Consider the following 14526-nt stretch of genomic DNA (forward strand, 5'->3'; position numbering starts at 1 on the left):
TTCTCCTGCTGCCTGTGCCAGTTTCACCGCCATGATCCGCCTGCCGTTCCTGCTTGCCCTTGCCCTGACCGCCGCGCAGCTGCCCGCGCAGGCGGACAGCATCCGCATTGGCGTACTTGCCTTTCAGGGCTCGGAAAGGGCGGCAAAGGATTTCGAGCCGACGATTGCCCATCTCGCTCAGAGCCTGCCGGAACACAGCTTCACCCTTGTGCCGCTCGATCTTGCCGGCATGGAAAGGGCAGCAAGAGCCGGGGGCTTGGGCTTCCTCATCACCAACCCGGGAAACTATATCGAGCTTGAGTCGAGCTTCGGCATTACCCGTCTGGCAACCCTCGAAACCCGGAACCATGCCATACCGACCGATACGGTCGGCTCTACCATCATCGTTGCGAACCGGCCCCGGCACCCGGCACAGCTTTCCGGCCTTGCCGGCGCCCGGCTTGCAGTCGTGGACAAGGATGCTTTCGGCGGCTGGCATGTCATCCAGCGGGAAATGGAGGCCCACGGCCTGCCAGCACGCCGCCTCACAACCATTCTGGAAACCGGCTTTCCTATGAACAATGTCATCACCGCCCTGCGCAAGGGCCGGGCGGATGCGGGCATCATACGCGCCTGTCTTCTGGAAGAGGAAATTGCTGCCGGGCGGGTGGCGCCGGATGAATTCGCGGTGGTGGGTGAACGTCCGGAGCCCGGCTTTCCCTGCCGCCTGTCCTCGCGCCTCTATCCGGACTGGCCTTTTGCGCGGCTCGCCGGCACGCCGCCGGATCTGGCAAAGGCCGTGACCGCAAGCCTGTTGTCCATGGCCCCGGCAGATGGCCGCGCCTGGACCGCGCCGCAGGATTACACCTCCGTGCATGCCCTGTTCCGTCAGCTGAAAATCGGGCCTTACGCCAATCTGGAGCACTCCACCTTCCTCAATTTCCTGCGGGCGCACTGGCAGTGGTTTCTGACCGCCTGTCTCGGGGTGGTCTGGTGGATCATTCACGTGGCACGCGTGGAAACACTGGTGCGGCGGCGCACGGCAGAACTGACGCGGGAAATTCAGGAGCGCGAAAAGGCGGAACAGACGGCCCGCACCCACCGGGAAGAGCGTGACCAGTTCTCACGGCTTGGCATTCTGGGCGAGATGGCCTCCAACATCGCTCATGAGATCAACCAGCCGCTGGCTGCCATCACCAACTATGCCGAAGGCATGACCCGGCTGATTGATGCCGGGCGCACCGACCCGGCGCTGCTGCGCGACGGGGTGCGCGGCATCGCCGGGCAGGCAGAACGGGCCGGGCTCATCATCCGCCGCATCCGCTCCTTCGTGCGCCGCCGTGAGTTCAGGCGCGAGAATCTCGATGTGAACGAGGTGCTGCGCGAGACACTGCCCCTTTTTGAGGGCACGGCGCTGCGTCTTGGGGTGCCGCTGCATGTCCATCCAGGCACGGATCTGCCGCAAGTCTATGCCGACCGTATCCAGATCGAGCAGGTGCTGTTCAATCTCCTGCAGAATGCGCTGGATGCGATGACAGAAACCGGAGGCCGGGAGCGCGGCATCAAGGTGACGGCGCGCCATACCGGTGATGCCGTGGAAATCGCGGTGCGTGACCATGGCACCGGCCTGACGGCAGAGGTAGAGGCGCATCTGTTCGATGCGTTCTTCACCACCAAGGCGAAGGGGCTGGGGCTTGGACTGTCGATCTGCCGCACCATCGTTGAAAATCACAGCGGGCGGCTCTGGGCCGCGAACGAAGCAGGCGGCGGGCTGAGCATGCACTTTACCCTGCCCGTTTCCCGGGAGACTGACGAATGAGCGAAACTGGCCTGCCCCTCGTGCTGATCGTCGATGATGACGAAGCCATGCGCCGGTCCATGGCGTTCCTGTTCGCCTCCGTCGGGCTTGAAACGCAAAGCTTTGCGTCAGCGGACGAACTTCTCCCGGCCCTCGCCCCGGAGAGCTGCATGCGGCCCGGAGCTCTGGTGCTTGACGTCAGGATGCCCGGCATGAGCGGACTGGAGCTGCAGCGCCGGCTTGCCAGCCAGAGTTTTCCCCTGCCCATCCTGATCGTGACGGGCCACGGCGATGTGGCCATGGCAGTCGAGGCGCTGAAGGCCGGGGCTTTCGACTTCATCGAAAAGCCCTTCAAGGAACAGAACCTGCTCGATGTGGTCACGGCAGCCATCCGCCAGTCGCAGGACAACCTCGCCCGCAACGCCCGCCGCCGCACCATTCAGGAGCGGCTGGCAAGGCTCGGGCGGCGGGAGCGCGAAGTGCTGGACGGTATTCTCGCCGGCAAGTCGAACAAGATCATCGCCTATGAACTCGACCTGTCGATCAAGACCATCGAGGCCTACCGCGCCTCCGTCATGACCAAGATGGAAGCCGCCTCCCTGCCTGAACTCGCCTTGATGGTCGGCTCCGTTGATGGGGGCGGCACAGGCCCCCATCTGGGGCAGACCCAGTAGGATGCACTCTCACGGATCTCAGGCTGCCTGTGCCGTCAGGCGGCCTGAGCGTCTTTCGTCGGCCAGAACGAGGAAAGACCCGGCAAGGATCAGCGCCGCACCGGGCCACAGGTAACCTTCCGGCGCAAAGCCGAAGGCGAGCCAGCCGGCGAGAATGTTCAGCGGCAGCTTCAGGTGATCGAAGGGTTGCACGAAGGTGGCGTCTGCGCGAGCATAGGCGAGCGTCAGCAGATAGTTGGCGCTGACGGTGAAGAGCCCGGCGCCCAGCGCCAGACCAATGCCCCAGCCCTGCGGCAGCACCGTGCCGCCATCGGCCAGCGCCATCAGCCCGTTGGCGGGCGTCAGCAGCATCAGGAGGAAGAGGGTCACCGTTTCAGGCTCTTCCTCACCGGTCAGGCGCTTGGTGACAAGCGAGGCCCCGCCCCACAGGGCGGCCGCCAGAACCGGCAGAAGGCTTGCCAGCACGAAGTCATCCGACCAGGGCGCCAGCAGGATCATGCCACCGGCAAAGCCGGTGAGCGTTGCCAGCCAGCGCAGCGGACTGACGGCTTCGCCCAGAAACAGCCGCGCTCCGGCGATGACGAAGAACGGCGAAGTCATCACCAGCGCAATCGCCTGCCAGATCGGCACATGGGCCAGACCGAAGGCCCAGGCCTGCACCCCGCCGACGGCCAGCACCACACGCAGCGCATGCAGGCCGGGGCGGCGCATGGTGAAACGCCTCAGCCCGCCGCGCAGCACCAGCGGCAGGGCGAAGAGGAAGGCGACAAAATACTGCCAGAAAGCCGCGCTTGAGGCAGGCAGCCCGTGCAGCATCGTCGCGCCCTGCAGGCAAAGATTGACGATGGCAAAGGACGCCCCTGCCCCCACCATACAGGCGGCGGCCGCAAGCGGCTGACGTGAATAGGTATTTGCGGACATGCACGGCGCTCCAACGCTGTCGTCATGTCCCCGGGGACAATCATGCGCATGGCAAGCAGCACCCGTTTGCGGCGGGCGGACCAGCTGGCGCACAAGCTCTCTTTCATCCGGACTATACCGTCGGCTCCGGCATCGCACCGGATCTGCTGACCCTCTCCGGCAAACCGGAGAGGCGCTCGCGGGCTCCAGACAGAAACGAGCCTGCCTGATACCGCCGGTGGGGAATTGCACCCCGCCCCGAGAACTTCTGTGACAAGGCATAGACCCGCCTGCCCTGCCGATGCAAGGGGGCAGATCAGGATTTTTCAGTCAGACTGAAAGCCAGCTGCCGATACCGGCAGGTTCGGCGGCAATCAGGGCAGGCTTCTCCGCCTCCAGCTCCTCGCGCGAGCCGTAGCCCCAGAGCACGCCGATGCTGCGCAAGCCGTTGGCATTGGCGCCGATCAGGTCGTGCTTGCGGTCACCGATCATGACGCACTGCTCCGGCGAACGCCCTTCCTTCGCAAGAAGATAGGCGATCAGCTCCGCTTTGGTCGAGCGCGTGCCATCCAGCTCCGAGCCATAGACGCGGATGAAATCCGGCATCAGGCCGAAATGCTCGACGATCTTGCCCGCATAGGCGTGAGGTTTGGAGGTAGCGACATAAAGTGAGAAACCAGCTTCAGACAGCTTGCGGGTCAGCGGCGCAATGCCGGTGATCAGCTCGTTCTCGAAAAGGCCGGTGGCCGTGTAGCGCTCGCGGTAAAGCGCCACAGCCCGGTCCAGCAGTGCCCTGTCGCTGCTGTTGAGCAGAACAGCAAAGCTGTCCCACAGCGGAGGGCCGATGCACCAGCCCAGCTCTTCGGCTGGCGGCACAACGGCACCCAGGGCTGCAAGGGCATGCTGGATGGACCGCGTGATCCCGGCAAAAGGATCGGTCAGGGTTCCGTCCAGATCGAACAGGACCGTATCGATCCCGCCAGAGGACTGCGTCATTCAAACTCCATGATCACGGCATCCACCGCCAGGCTGTCGCCGGGCTTGGCCTTGATCGAGGAGATAACACAGTCACGTTCGGCGCGAAGCACGTTTTCCATCTTCATGGCTTCGACGATGGCCAGTTGCTCACCCGCCTTCACCTCCTGCCCTTCGGTGACGGCGATGGAGACGACGAGGCCCGGCATCGGGCACAGCAGCAGGCGGGAGGTGTCCGGCGGCAGCTTCTCCGGCATCAGCGCATCCAGCTCCGCCGTGCGCGGGGTCATGACGCGGGCGATGACGGAGAAGCCCTGCCAGTCGAGCCGGTAGCCGCTGCGCACCGGGCGCACCTGCACCGTGACGCGCTTGCCGCCCACCGTGCCATTCCACAACATATCCCCCGGCACCCAGCTGGAGGTGACCGTGACCGGCGCGCCCTCGCCCACGGCAATGTCCATCTCGATGGGCGTGCCGGGATAGCCTTCAGTCAGGCGCACGGGGATATAGGCCTTGCCGATCTTCACGGTCCAGGCTTCGCGCACCGCACCCGAATGCGGGCGCAGGCGGCCCGGCAGATGGTCCAGCCGCTCGCGCCGCAGGGTTTCCATGGTCAGCGCCACGGCGGCCAGCGTCTCCAGCGCGGCCGCATCCGGCTCCGCCGGGGCAAAGCCGTCCGGATATTCCTCGGCGATGAAGCCGGTGGAGAGGGTTCCTGCGCGCCAGCGCGGATGGTTCATCAGCGAGGTCAGGAAAGGCACGTTGTGCTGGATGCCATCGACATAGAAGGCGTCGAGCGCTTCGGACATGGCCTCGATCGCACCCGCCCTGTCCGGCGCATGGGTGATCAGCTTGGCGATCATCGGGTCGTAGAACATGGAAATTTCCGAGCCCTCGACCACGCCCGTGTCATTGCGCACGGTCACGCCATCGCTCACTTTCTCCTCCGGCGGGCTGTAGCGCACCAGCCGGCCGATGGAAGGGAGGAAATTGCGGTACGGGTCTTCCGCATAGATGCGGCTTTCCACGGCCCAGCCGTTCAGCTTCACATCGGACTGGCCGATGGAGAGCTTTTCACCGGCGGCAACGCGGATCATCTGCTCGACCAGATCAATGCCGGTGATCAGTTCCGTCACCGGATGCTCCACCTGCAGGCGGGTGTTCATTTCGAGGAAGAAGAAGCTCTTGTCCTGCCCGGCGACAAATTCCACTGTGCCGGCGCTGTCGTAATTCACGGCCTTGGCAAGGGCCACGGCCTGCTCGCCCATGGCGCGGCGCGTCGCCTCGTCCAGCAGCGGCGACGGGGCCTCCTCAATGACCTTCTGATTTCGGCGCTGGATCGAACATTCACGCTCACCCAGATAGATCACGTTGCCATGCTTGTCGCCCAGCACCTGAATTTCAATATGGCGCGGGTTCTGGATGAACTTCTCGATAAAGACGCGGTCATCACCAAAGGAGGACGCAGCCTCCGACTTGGAACGGGCATAGCCCTCATGCACTTCGCCCGCGTTCCACGCAATGCGCATGCCCTTGCCGCCGCCGCCGGCAGAGGCCTTGATCATCACCGGGTAGCCGATTTCCTCGGCAATCTTCACGGCCTCTTCGGGTGACTGGATCACTCCCAGATAGCCCGGCACGGTGCTGACCTTGGCGGCATTGGCGAATTTCTTGGATTCGATCTTGTCACCCATGGCCTCGATAGCCTTGGGGTTGGGGCCGATGAAGACGATGCCTTCCGCCGCCAGTGCTGCCGGGAAAGCGGCACGCTCGGACAGGAAGCCATAGCCCGGATGCACGGCCTCTGCGCCGGTCTGCTTGCAGGCGGCGATGATCTTGTCCATCACCAGATAGGACTCGGAAGCCGCAGCCGGGCCGATATGCACCGCCTCGTCGGCCATCTCAACATGCAGGGCGTCCCGGTCCGCGTCGGAATAGACGGCTACGGTCCTGATGCCCATGCGCTTCGCGGTCTTGATGACCCGGCAGGCGATTTCGCCCCGGTTTGCGATCAGGATCTTTGAAAACATGCCTCGCCTGCTCCCGCGTCCAACTGGCCCGTTCCGTCGCGTGATGAACGGTTTGCCAGCGATATTTGTCAGCCTTCCTTGGGTTTTAGGCGGGCTGTACCTGCGGCGCAATATCACCAAAGGATGAGCCGGTGCAGCATTGCCAGCCGTTCGCCAGGGCAGCCCCGGCCCGCCAGCTGTCTTAACCGTTCAAGCCGGAAAAATGCACACGGTCGCGGCCTGCCGACTTTGCAGCATACAGCGCCTCATCGGCCTGCTTCAGCAGCAAGCTGTAAACAGCATCACCGCCGCCGGCCCAGCTGCCAGACGGGAGGAAAGCGACTCCGGCACTGATGGTCACACGTCCAAACGGACTGGACTTGTGCTCAAAAGCCTGTCTTGCAACTGCAAGATTGATGCGCTGGAGAATCTCAAAGGCCTGATGGCCAGTGACTCCCGGCATGAGAACCACAAACTCTTCTCCTCCGTAGCGTGCAACGCCATCACACCCGCTACGGATCTGGCTGGAGATGAGGCTGGCCACTCGCTGCAGGACTGTATCACCTGCCGGATGACCATAGGTGTCATTGTAACGCTTGAACCAGTCAACGTCGATCAACCCAAGAGAAACAGGCAGATTGCCCTGCTGCAAGCGGGCAAGCTCAATATCAAGCAAATCCTGAAAGCCATTCCGGTTAAGTACACCGGTCAGCGGGTCGGTGGCAGCGAGCCGCTTGATCTTCTCGTAGGCATCCGAAAGCCGGGAGTTCGTTTCTGCCAGCTCCATCTCAAGCCGTTTGCGCCCCGAAATGTCCGACAAGGTCACGAAAACCGCCGGAAACTCCTCTGCCGCCTCAAGAGCCAGCAAGGTGACAGAGACCAGATAATGTGCCCCGCGGAACTCGATCTCATGATCGGGGACATCGATCCCATTGGAAAGGAAATGAAAATCCCGTTGTACATTTGCCACGATCTCAGGTGAACAGAAATCCCCGACGCACCTGTCTTTAAGACCTTCCAGAGCCACCCCGAGCATCGCCGCATATTTTTGATTGGCTGCCACATAACGGAAATCCCTATCCAGCAAACACGCAGAGACTGGGAGCGAAAGAAACAACTTCAGCAGCTCGCTAGCTGGCATTCCCTTGAACATGGCCACCCGCAGTTGGAACAAGGCAATTCAGTTTCAACCATGAATAAGGATTCTTACGTAGAAGAACCCTGCAATTATTCGCAGAATTGCAAGTATAAACCTGAACAGAGCAATTGAAAGCGTCTGCGGGCCCAAAAAGCAAATTTTGACCCTTGCAGCACCTCGGCCCGTTTATCCGGCACACCGCTGGATTTTCCCCGGCCAATCGCCTATCACCCGCTGGCCTGCCGCCCTTATCTGCAGCGGCGCCAGCCTGTGAGCCCTCCATGGATGCCATCCACCTCGAAGATCTTGCCTTCTACGCCTATCACGGTCTTTACGAGGAGGAGATGCGTCTGGGCCAGAGGTTCATCGTCGACATGAGCTGCTGGCTCGATCTCGGGCCCGCCAGCCGCGAAGACGAGTATGACCTGACGGTCTGCTACGGCATGCTGGTGAAGACCATCGAAGGCGTGGTGCTGAACAACCGCTTCAATCTCATCGAGCGCCTCGCCGGGGCCATCATTGAGGCGGTTCTGGCGGCCGACAGCCGGATCGAAAAGGTGCGGGTGCGGGTGCACAAGCCGGGCGCGCCTCTTCCAATTGCGCAAGGGCGCGCCAGTGTCGAGCTGGAGCGCACACGCAATCGTTAACGCACTCAGGCCGTCCCGCCCTTGCCCTCCATCCGCGGGAACCTAGGTTCCGTTGCACCGTTATATCTCAAACCGGCAGGTGTTTCCCCGGACTTGCCGCTTCCTTGAGGGAGCAGAAAGATCGGGCGCGTCTTTAAGGAGATGATGATGTCTGGATTCATGCGGCATGCCGCCCTTGCGCTGACGGTCCTTGCAGCTGGCACGAGCGTTGCGGCAGCCAGGCCCGACCTGCGGCAGATGACCTGCGCCGAGGCTCAGCAGACCGTGTTGCGCAACGGAGCCGTGGTCTTCACCACCGGGCCCGTCACCTATGACCGCTTTGTCGCCAACCAGCGCTATTGTGACCGCTGGGAAGAGGCGGTGCCCGTGACCGCAGCCACGCGCGACACGCCGCAGTGCCCTGTGGCCTACAAATGCCAGGAACCGGCCTTCAACAACCGCTTCGGCTGGGATGACTGATCTGCCTTCACACCCGTGACCGGGCAAGGCGCAGGATCAGGTCCATGTCCATGTGCCGGGCCAGATGCCCGGCCAGTTCATCCAGCACCGCGTCAATGGACGCCGTGTAGGAGACTTCCGCTGCCGCGCCGAAGCCTGACAGCCAGGCTGCGCGGAAAGCGTCTCCCGTGAAAAGCCCGTGCAGATAGGTGCCGAGCACCCGGCCATCAGCGCTCTGCGCCCCATCGTGCCGCAAACTGCCTGCACTGTCCCGCAGGCTCAGAACAGGCCTTGCACAATCCGGGCCTGACGTTTCACCAAGGTGGATTTCGTAGCCTGAGATGGGCACCTGCGCAGGCAGGAAGGTGCCCTGTGCCTCGCGGAGCTTCTTGTCCGCCGTCAGCACCGTATGCACATCAAGGAAACCGAGCCCCTCAACCGTGCCCGCCCTGCCCTCTATCCCGTCCGGATCAGCAATGGTGCGCCCCAGCATCTGATAGCCGCCGCAAAGCCCGATGATGCGCCCGCCGCGCCGGTGATGGGCGGCAAGGTCGATGTCCCAGCCCTGCGCCCGCAAGAAAGCCAGATCCCCCATGGTGGACTTGGTACCAGGCAGCAGCACCACATCCGCATCGCCCGGCAGCGGCTGGCCGGGCTGCACCAGCACCAGCGTCACCCCCGGCTCCTGCCGCAACGGATCGAGATCATCGAAATTTGCGATGCGGGCCAGAACCGGCACGGCGATCTTCACCGGCCCGTTGCCTAGGCCATCCTCAAGTCCCAGCGCGTCTTCGGCCGGCAGCAACCCGGCCCTTGCAAACCACGGCACCACACCGGCAGAGGCCCAGCCCGTGCGGCGGACGATCTCGCCAAGGCCATCATCGAACAGCGACGGATCCCCCCGGAAGCGGTTGATGAAAAAGGCGCGGATGCGGGCCCGCTCCTCCGGCTCCAGCACCGCATGGGTGCCCACCAGCGAGGCAATTACCCCGCCCCGGTCGATATCCCCGCACAGAAGCACCGGCAGGTCAGCGGCTTGCGCAAAGCCCATGTTGGCAATGTCGCCCTGACGCAGATTGATCTCCGCCGGGCTGCCCGCGCCCTCCACCAGCACAAGATCCGCCTCCTGCGACAGCAGGGCGAAACTCTCCAGCACCTTCGGCAGCAGTTCGGCCTTGCGCGAGCCATATTCGCGCGCCCGCATGGTGCCGAAACGGCGGCCCTGCACAATCACCTGCGCGCCCGTATCCGTCTCCGGTTTCAGCAGCACCGGGTTCATGTGCACAGTGGCCGGCATGCGGCAGGCCATGGCCTGCAACGCCTGCGCCCGGCCAATCTCGCCGCCATCCGTGGTGACCGCAGCATTGTTCGACATGTTCTGCGGCTTGAAGGGGGCAACCTTCAGGCCCTGATTGGCAAAGTGGCGGCACAGGCCCGCGACGATCAGGCTCTTGCCCACATTCGATCCCGTGCCCTGCACCATCAGGGCGGGCTTGCGGATGCCCGCCTGCGCCATCAGTATTCCACCCCCGCCTGCGGCTTCACGCCGGAGCGGAAGGGGTGTTTCACCTGTTCCATCTCGGTGACGAGATCGGCCACCTCGATCAGCTCATCCTTGGCGTTGCGGCCGGTGATGACGACATGCACGTCTTCCGGCTTCTCATCCTTCAGAAACGCCACCACCTCGGCAATGTCGAGATAATCGTAGCGCAGCACGATGTTCAACTCGTCGCAGAGCACCATCCGGTAGTCACCGCTGGTGATCATCTCCTTGGCCGCATCCCAGGCTTCCTGTGCCGCAGCAATGTCGCGCTGGCGGTCCTGCGTTTCCCAGGTGAAGCCCTCGCCCATGCGCTTGACAGTGACGAGATCGGCGAAGCGCTCCAGCGCATGGGTTTCGCCCGTGTCGAGACGGCCCTTGACGAACTGCACCACGCCGACCCGGTGACCGTGACCGAGCGAGCGGAACACCATGCCGAAGCCTGCGGTGGATTTGCCCTTGCCCTTGCCGGTGTGGACGATGGTCAGGCCCTTCTCGATGGTCTTGGTGGCCATGATCTTGTCGCGCGCCGCCTTCTTCTTGCGCATCTTCTCGGCATGGCGGGCGTTCACGTCTTCTTCGGTCTGAATCCCGGTGTCGGTCTCGGTCTCGGTCACGGCGGTCAGGCCCTCATGGCTTGGGATGTGAGCTGGCTGGAGAGGCCAGCATGGACGGAGTTGCGGCGCGGCGTCCAGAGCCCGCGCCGGATGGCTTCGTCAAAGCGCTGCAGAATATCCTCGTAGGCGGCGGGATTGGCATGGGCCAGAAACTCCCGCACGGCGGCATCCTCGATATAGGCGGTGTAAAGCTGATCGAAATGATGCTCGCGCACTGCCCTTGTCGTCGCAGCGAAGGCAAAGAGATAGTCCAGCGTCGCGGCAATCTCGAAGGCGCCCTTGTAGCCGTGGCGCATGACCCCGGCGATCCACTTCGGGTTCGCCGCCCGGCCGCGCACCACGCGGGAAATCTCCTCCGACAGCGCCCGCACCACGGGCCGTTCGGGCCGCGAATGATCGGTGTGATAGCTGACGGGCGCCTCCCCCGTCAGCGCCTCGACCGTTGCCGCGAGCCCACCCTCAAACTGGTAGTAATCGTCGCTGTCGAGCAGGTCATGCTCGCGGTTGTCCTGATTGTGCAGCACCAGATCGACGCCGCGCAGGCGCGTCTCGAAGCGCTCGCGCACAGCTTCGCCTTTCGCCCCGCCGCCATAGGCATAGGAGCCCCAGGCGAGGAAGGCATCGGCGAAATCCTCCCGCCCCTGCCAGATGCCCTCATCCATCAGCGCCTGAAGACCGGCACCATAGGCGCCCGGCATGGAGCCGAACACACGGATGGAAGCCTCGGCAAAGGCATCGTCCCGGGCAAGCCCCCTCGCCTGCAACTCCGCCCGCTCGGCCCGCACCCGCGCTGCCATCGGGTTGGCGCTTTCCGGCTCGTCAAGCGCGGCCACCGCCCGCACCGCACTCGTGAACAGGTCCATCTGATGGGGGAAGGCATCGCGGAAGAAGCCGGAGATGCGCAGCGTCACGTCAATGCGCGGACGGCGCAGCTCCGACAGGGGCATGATCTCGAAGCCGGTAACACGCCCGGAGCCCGGTTCCCACACCGGCCTTGCGCCGATCAGCGCCAGCGCCTGCGCAATGTCATCGCCGCCGGTACGCATGTTGGCCGTGCCCCAGCAGGTCAGCACCAGTGCCTTCGGCCACTCGCCCTCATCTTGAAAATAGCGCAGCGCCACTTCCGCCGCCGAGGCCTGCCCCAGCCGCCAGGCAATCTCGGTCGGCACGGCGCGCACATCGACCGAATAGAAATTCCGTCCCGTCGGCAGCACATCCGGCCGGCCTCTGGTCGGCGCACCGGAGGGACCCGGCGGCACGAAACGGCCATCCAGCGCCGCCAGCACCGCCGCCGTTTCCGCAGCTCCTGAGGCTGCGACGGCAGGCTGCAAAGTGGCTTCAATCTCCTGAAGAACAGACGTTGTTGCAGTCAGTTCAGGACATTTCATTTCCCCGGAGACAAGAAGAACAGCCAGCTTTTCAAGCCGCTCCACCGTGTCACCACAAGAACGCCACAGGGCATCGGACATGCCCGCCAGAAGCTCCGGCTTCGGCCCGGCCCAGGGCGTTGAGAAATCGCAGGACAGCGGATCAAACTCCGGCGCCTCACCAAGAAGATCACGCACCAATGCCCGGATCAGGCTTTCATCCTGCGCCCGGCTTCCACGCGGCACGCGCACCAGCGCCACCAGCAGATCATGCAACAGCCGCCCCTGCGGGCTCTCGCCCAGCACATGCAACCCGTCGCGGATCTGCAATTCCTTGAGGTCACACAGATGCGCATCCAGCCGCGCCAGACGGGTCGTCTCGCACATGTCCGGCGTCAGGCCGATATCCGCATCAAGACCGTGAACGGAAGCAAGCTCCAGAATGTCCCGCGTCAGCACCTTCTGCCGGCGCGGATCAACACCGCTGGCGAGATAGTACTCATCGAGCAGGTTTTCCATTTCATTGGCAACGCCATAATTTTCGGCCCGCGTCAGCGGCGGCGTCAGATGATCGACGATAACGGCAGAGGCCCGCCGCTTGGCCTGCATGCCCTCGCCCGGATCATTGACAATGAAAGGATAGACGTTCGGCACAGGCCCCAGCACGGCTTCCGGGTAGCATTCTTCGGACAGCGCCAGCGCCTTGCCCGGCAGCCATTCCAGATTGCCATGCTTGCCGAGATGGACGACGGCATCGATACCGGCCACCTCGCGCAGCCAGATGTAGAAGGCAAAGTAGTTGTGCGGCGGCACCAGATCCGGATCGTGATAGGTCGCCTTGGGGTCGATGTTGTAGCCGCGCGTGGGCTGAATGCCGGCATAGACGCTGCCAAAGCGGGTCAGCGGAAGTTCGAAAGCGCCATCGCGCACGGCAGGGTCACCCTCCGGCCCACCCCAGCGCGCCGTCACCTGTGTCTGCACCGCCTCCGGCAAGGACGCGAAGGCCCTGCGATAATCCGCAAGCGCGAAACGCACATCCACCCGGCGCCCGGCCCGTCCATGGATATCATTGGTCACGCCCGCCGTCAGATGGGCCATCAGCGTTTCGGAAGTGACCGGCGCATCAACTGGCACGTCATAGCCTGCGTCCCGCAGATCCGCGATCAGCGCCGCGCAGGAGGCAGGCGTATCCAGCCCCACACCATTGGCAATGCGCCCGTCGCTGTTGGGATAATTCGCCAGCACCAGCGCCACCTTGCGTGCGGCAGCGGGCTTGCCGCCCAGCTTCGCCCAGTTTGCCGCAAGAGCGGCCACATAGGCCATGCGGCTTTCTTCGGGCCTGAAAAGCACGGGGCGGAACTGGGTGGCGGGATCAAGGATGCCTTCTTCCTTGAACGAGACCGCCCGCGTCATCAACCGCCCGTCCAACTCCGGCAGCACCACATGCATGGCCAGATCACGCACCGAGAGCCCCTGCGTGCTTTCGGCCCAGCCCGCCCGCGAGGAGGAGGAGAAGACCACCTGCAGCACCGGGCGGCCCGGCGCATCCAGCGGTGACGGCTGATGCACGCGTCCGCCACTGGAAACGGCAAAGGCCGTCGCATTCAACACCACTGCCGGAGGCAGCGCCTCGAACAGGGCCGACAGCACGGCAGCCGATTCCGCATCCTTCAGCGAGGCAACGAAGATGGGCAGCACGTTGAGCCCCTGCCCCTCCAGATGACGGCAGAGCGCCTCGGCAGGCGCTGTCTCGCCCGCCTGCACCAGCGCCCGGTAAAAGACCAGCGCCGCCACGGGCCTTGCCGGATCAGCAAACCCCGCCGTCAGATCATCAAGCCCCGGTGCGGTGTGGCCGGGCAAAAAAATGCCCGCACGCGGCAAGGGCGCAGGCAGGGGCGGTTCCCGATCCTTGCCAATGAGATGAGCGCAAAACCTCAGCGCATTGCGGTAATTTTCTGCACCACCTTCAATGCAATAGCGCCACAGCCGCCGCACGGCGTCCACCGGTACGGTGGAGAGGGCCGCCAGATCCTCGTCCCACTTGTCGCAGCCTGCAAAGACAGCCAGCTGCAACCCGCTGCGGTTGACTTCCTCCCGCAGCCGGTCGAGCCCGTAGGACCAGTAGCCCGCTCCACCCAGCAGCCGCAGCACAACAAGCTTTGAACCGGCCAGCGTCTTTTCCGCGTAAAGATCGACGGAATAGGGATGGGTCAGCGCCAGAATGCTGGCCAGCCGCAGTGACACCTCCCCGCCAAGGGAGGCATGCGCGGCGGCGAAAGCCGAGAGTTCTGTATCGGCCGCCGACAGGAACACGAGATCAGCCGGATCCTGCGCGAGGTCCACGGCATCACCGCCGTCATCAATTCGCCGGGTTTGACTTGCGAGGATATGCATCTGGCACGCCTTTATTAGGCTCAGACTGGGTGTGCCTGTCCCCGCGTCCC

General features: G+C 63.8%; 11 protein-coding genes and 1 riboswitch. Of the genes, 4 read left to right on the top strand and 7 right to left on the bottom strand.

Going from position 1 to position 14526, the window contains the following annotated elements; translation table 11 throughout:
* The first annotated feature begins 31 nt into the window (after positions 1–31).
* Both H163_RS0116930 and H163_RS0116935 read left to right on the top strand, forming a co-directional pair.
* Entirely contained in the window at positions 32–1798 is a 1767-nt protein-coding gene (locus tag H163_RS0116930) for a sensor histidine kinase (protein WP_019965801.1), read from the top strand.
* On the top strand, positions 1795–2451 hold the full coding sequence (locus H163_RS0116935) for a response regulator transcription factor (RefSeq protein ID WP_019965802.1): 657 nt from the start codon (positions 1795–1797) through the stop codon (positions 2449–2451). Before H163_RS0116930 ends, H163_RS0116935 begins: the two co-directional genes overlap by 4 nt.
* An 18-nt stretch (positions 2452–2469) precedes the next feature.
* Here the strand turns inward: H163_RS0116935 and H163_RS0116940 are convergent, their stop codons facing one another.
* The 4 genes from H163_RS0116940 to H163_RS23080 all read right to left on the bottom strand — a co-directional run bounded on the left by H163_RS0116940 (position 2470) and on the right by H163_RS23080 (position 7509).
* Entirely contained in the window at positions 2470–3372 is a 903-nt protein-coding gene (locus H163_RS0116940; protein ID WP_019965803.1) for a DMT family transporter, read from the bottom strand.
* Between the two features lie 91 nt (positions 3373–3463).
* Positions 3464–3621, bottom strand: a riboswitch (FMN riboswitch).
* A 60-nt stretch (positions 3622–3681) separates the two neighbouring features.
* Positions 3682–4347 carry an HAD hydrolase-like protein gene (locus tag H163_RS0116945; RefSeq protein WP_019965804.1) on the bottom strand — a complete coding sequence of 222 codons (666 nt, stop codon included), beginning with the start codon at positions 4345–4347 and terminating at the stop codon, positions 3682–3684.
* On the bottom strand, positions 4344–6356 hold the full coding sequence (locus tag H163_RS0116950; protein WP_019965805.1) for an acetyl-CoA carboxylase biotin carboxylase subunit: 2013 nt from the start codon (positions 6354–6356) through the stop codon (positions 4344–4346). The genes H163_RS0116945 and H163_RS0116950 overlap by 4 nt, the downstream gene beginning before the upstream one ends.
* A 181-nt stretch (positions 6357–6537) precedes the next feature.
* Positions 6538–7509, bottom strand: a complete 972-nt coding sequence (locus tag H163_RS23080; RefSeq protein WP_147290406.1) for a GGDEF domain-containing protein — start codon at positions 7507–7509, stop codon at positions 6538–6540.
* A gap of 245 nt (positions 7510–7754) precedes the next feature.
* On the opposite strand from H163_RS23080, the gene folB reads away from it, so the two are divergent.
* Together folB and H163_RS0116965 are read left to right on the top strand one after the other, a co-directional pair.
* The gene (gene folB / locus H163_RS0116960; protein WP_019965807.1) at positions 7755–8120 is read left to right on the top strand and encodes a dihydroneopterin aldolase; all 366 of its coding nucleotides are present in this window, start codon (positions 7755–7757) and stop codon (positions 8118–8120) included.
* 147 nt (positions 8121–8267) lie between these two features.
* Complete coding sequence (locus tag H163_RS0116965) at positions 8268–8579, top strand: hypothetical protein (protein ID WP_244296089.1); 312 nt, start codon at positions 8268–8270, stop codon at positions 8577–8579.
* A 7-nt stretch (positions 8580–8586) separates the two neighbouring features.
* Here the strand turns inward: H163_RS0116965 and H163_RS0116970 are convergent, their stop codons facing one another.
* Genes H163_RS0116970 through cobN form a run of 3 tightly spaced genes read right to left on the bottom strand, consistent with a single transcriptional unit; the run spans position 8587 to position 14476 of the window.
* Complete coding sequence (locus tag H163_RS0116970; protein ID WP_019965809.1) at positions 8587–10074, bottom strand: cobyric acid synthase; 1488 nt, start codon at positions 10072–10074, stop codon at positions 8587–8589.
* Entirely contained in the window at positions 10074–10715 is a 642-nt protein-coding gene (cobO, locus tag H163_RS0116975; RefSeq protein WP_019965810.1) for a cob(I)yrinic acid a,c-diamide adenosyltransferase, read from the bottom strand. The genes H163_RS0116970 and cobO overlap by 1 nt, the downstream gene beginning before the upstream one ends.
* Before the next feature lie 5 nt (positions 10716–10720).
* The gene (gene cobN / locus H163_RS0116980; protein ID WP_019965811.1) at positions 10721–14476 is read right to left on the bottom strand and encodes a cobaltochelatase subunit CobN; all 3756 of its coding nucleotides are present in this window, start codon (positions 14474–14476) and stop codon (positions 10721–10723) included.
* Positions 14477–14526 lie beyond the last annotated feature (50 nt).

Origin of the sequence: Pannonibacter phragmitetus DSM 14782 (assembly GCF_000382365.1) — a bacterium.
Classification (GTDB): Bacteria; Pseudomonadota; Alphaproteobacteria; order Rhizobiales; family Stappiaceae; genus Pannonibacter; species Pannonibacter phragmitetus.

Excerpts from the sequence above, each read along its gene's own strand:
- H163_RS0116930 (WP_019965801.1), top strand. The coding sequence starts at position 32 with ATGATCCGCCTGCCGTTCCTGCTTGCCCTTGCCCTGACCGCCGCGCAG.
- H163_RS0116935 (WP_019965802.1), top strand. The coding sequence starts at position 1,795 with ATGAGCGAAACTGGCCTGCCCCTCGTGCTGATCGTCGATGATGACGAA.
- H163_RS0116940 (WP_019965803.1), bottom strand. The coding sequence starts at position 3,372 with ATGTCCGCAAATACCTATTCACGTCAGCCGCTTGCGGCCGCCGCCTGT.
- H163_RS0116945 (WP_019965804.1), bottom strand. The coding sequence starts at position 4,347 with ATGACGCAGTCCTCTGGCGGGATCGATACGGTCCTGTTCGATCTGGAC.
- H163_RS0116950 (WP_019965805.1), bottom strand. The coding sequence starts at position 6,356 with ATGTTTTCAAAGATCCTGATCGCAAACCGGGGCGAAATCGCCTGCCGG.
- folB (WP_019965807.1), top strand. The coding sequence starts at position 7,755 with ATGGATGCCATCCACCTCGAAGATCTTGCCTTCTACGCCTATCACGGT.
- H163_RS0116965 (WP_244296089.1), top strand. The coding sequence starts at position 8,268 with ATGTCTGGATTCATGCGGCATGCCGCCCTTGCGCTGACGGTCCTTGCA.
- H163_RS0116970 (WP_019965809.1), bottom strand. The coding sequence starts at position 10,074 with ATGGCGCAGGCGGGCATCCGCAAGCCCGCCCTGATGGTGCAGGGCACG.
- cobN (WP_019965811.1), bottom strand. The coding sequence starts at position 14,476 with ATGCATATCCTCGCAAGTCAAACCCGGCGAATTGATGACGGCGGTGAT.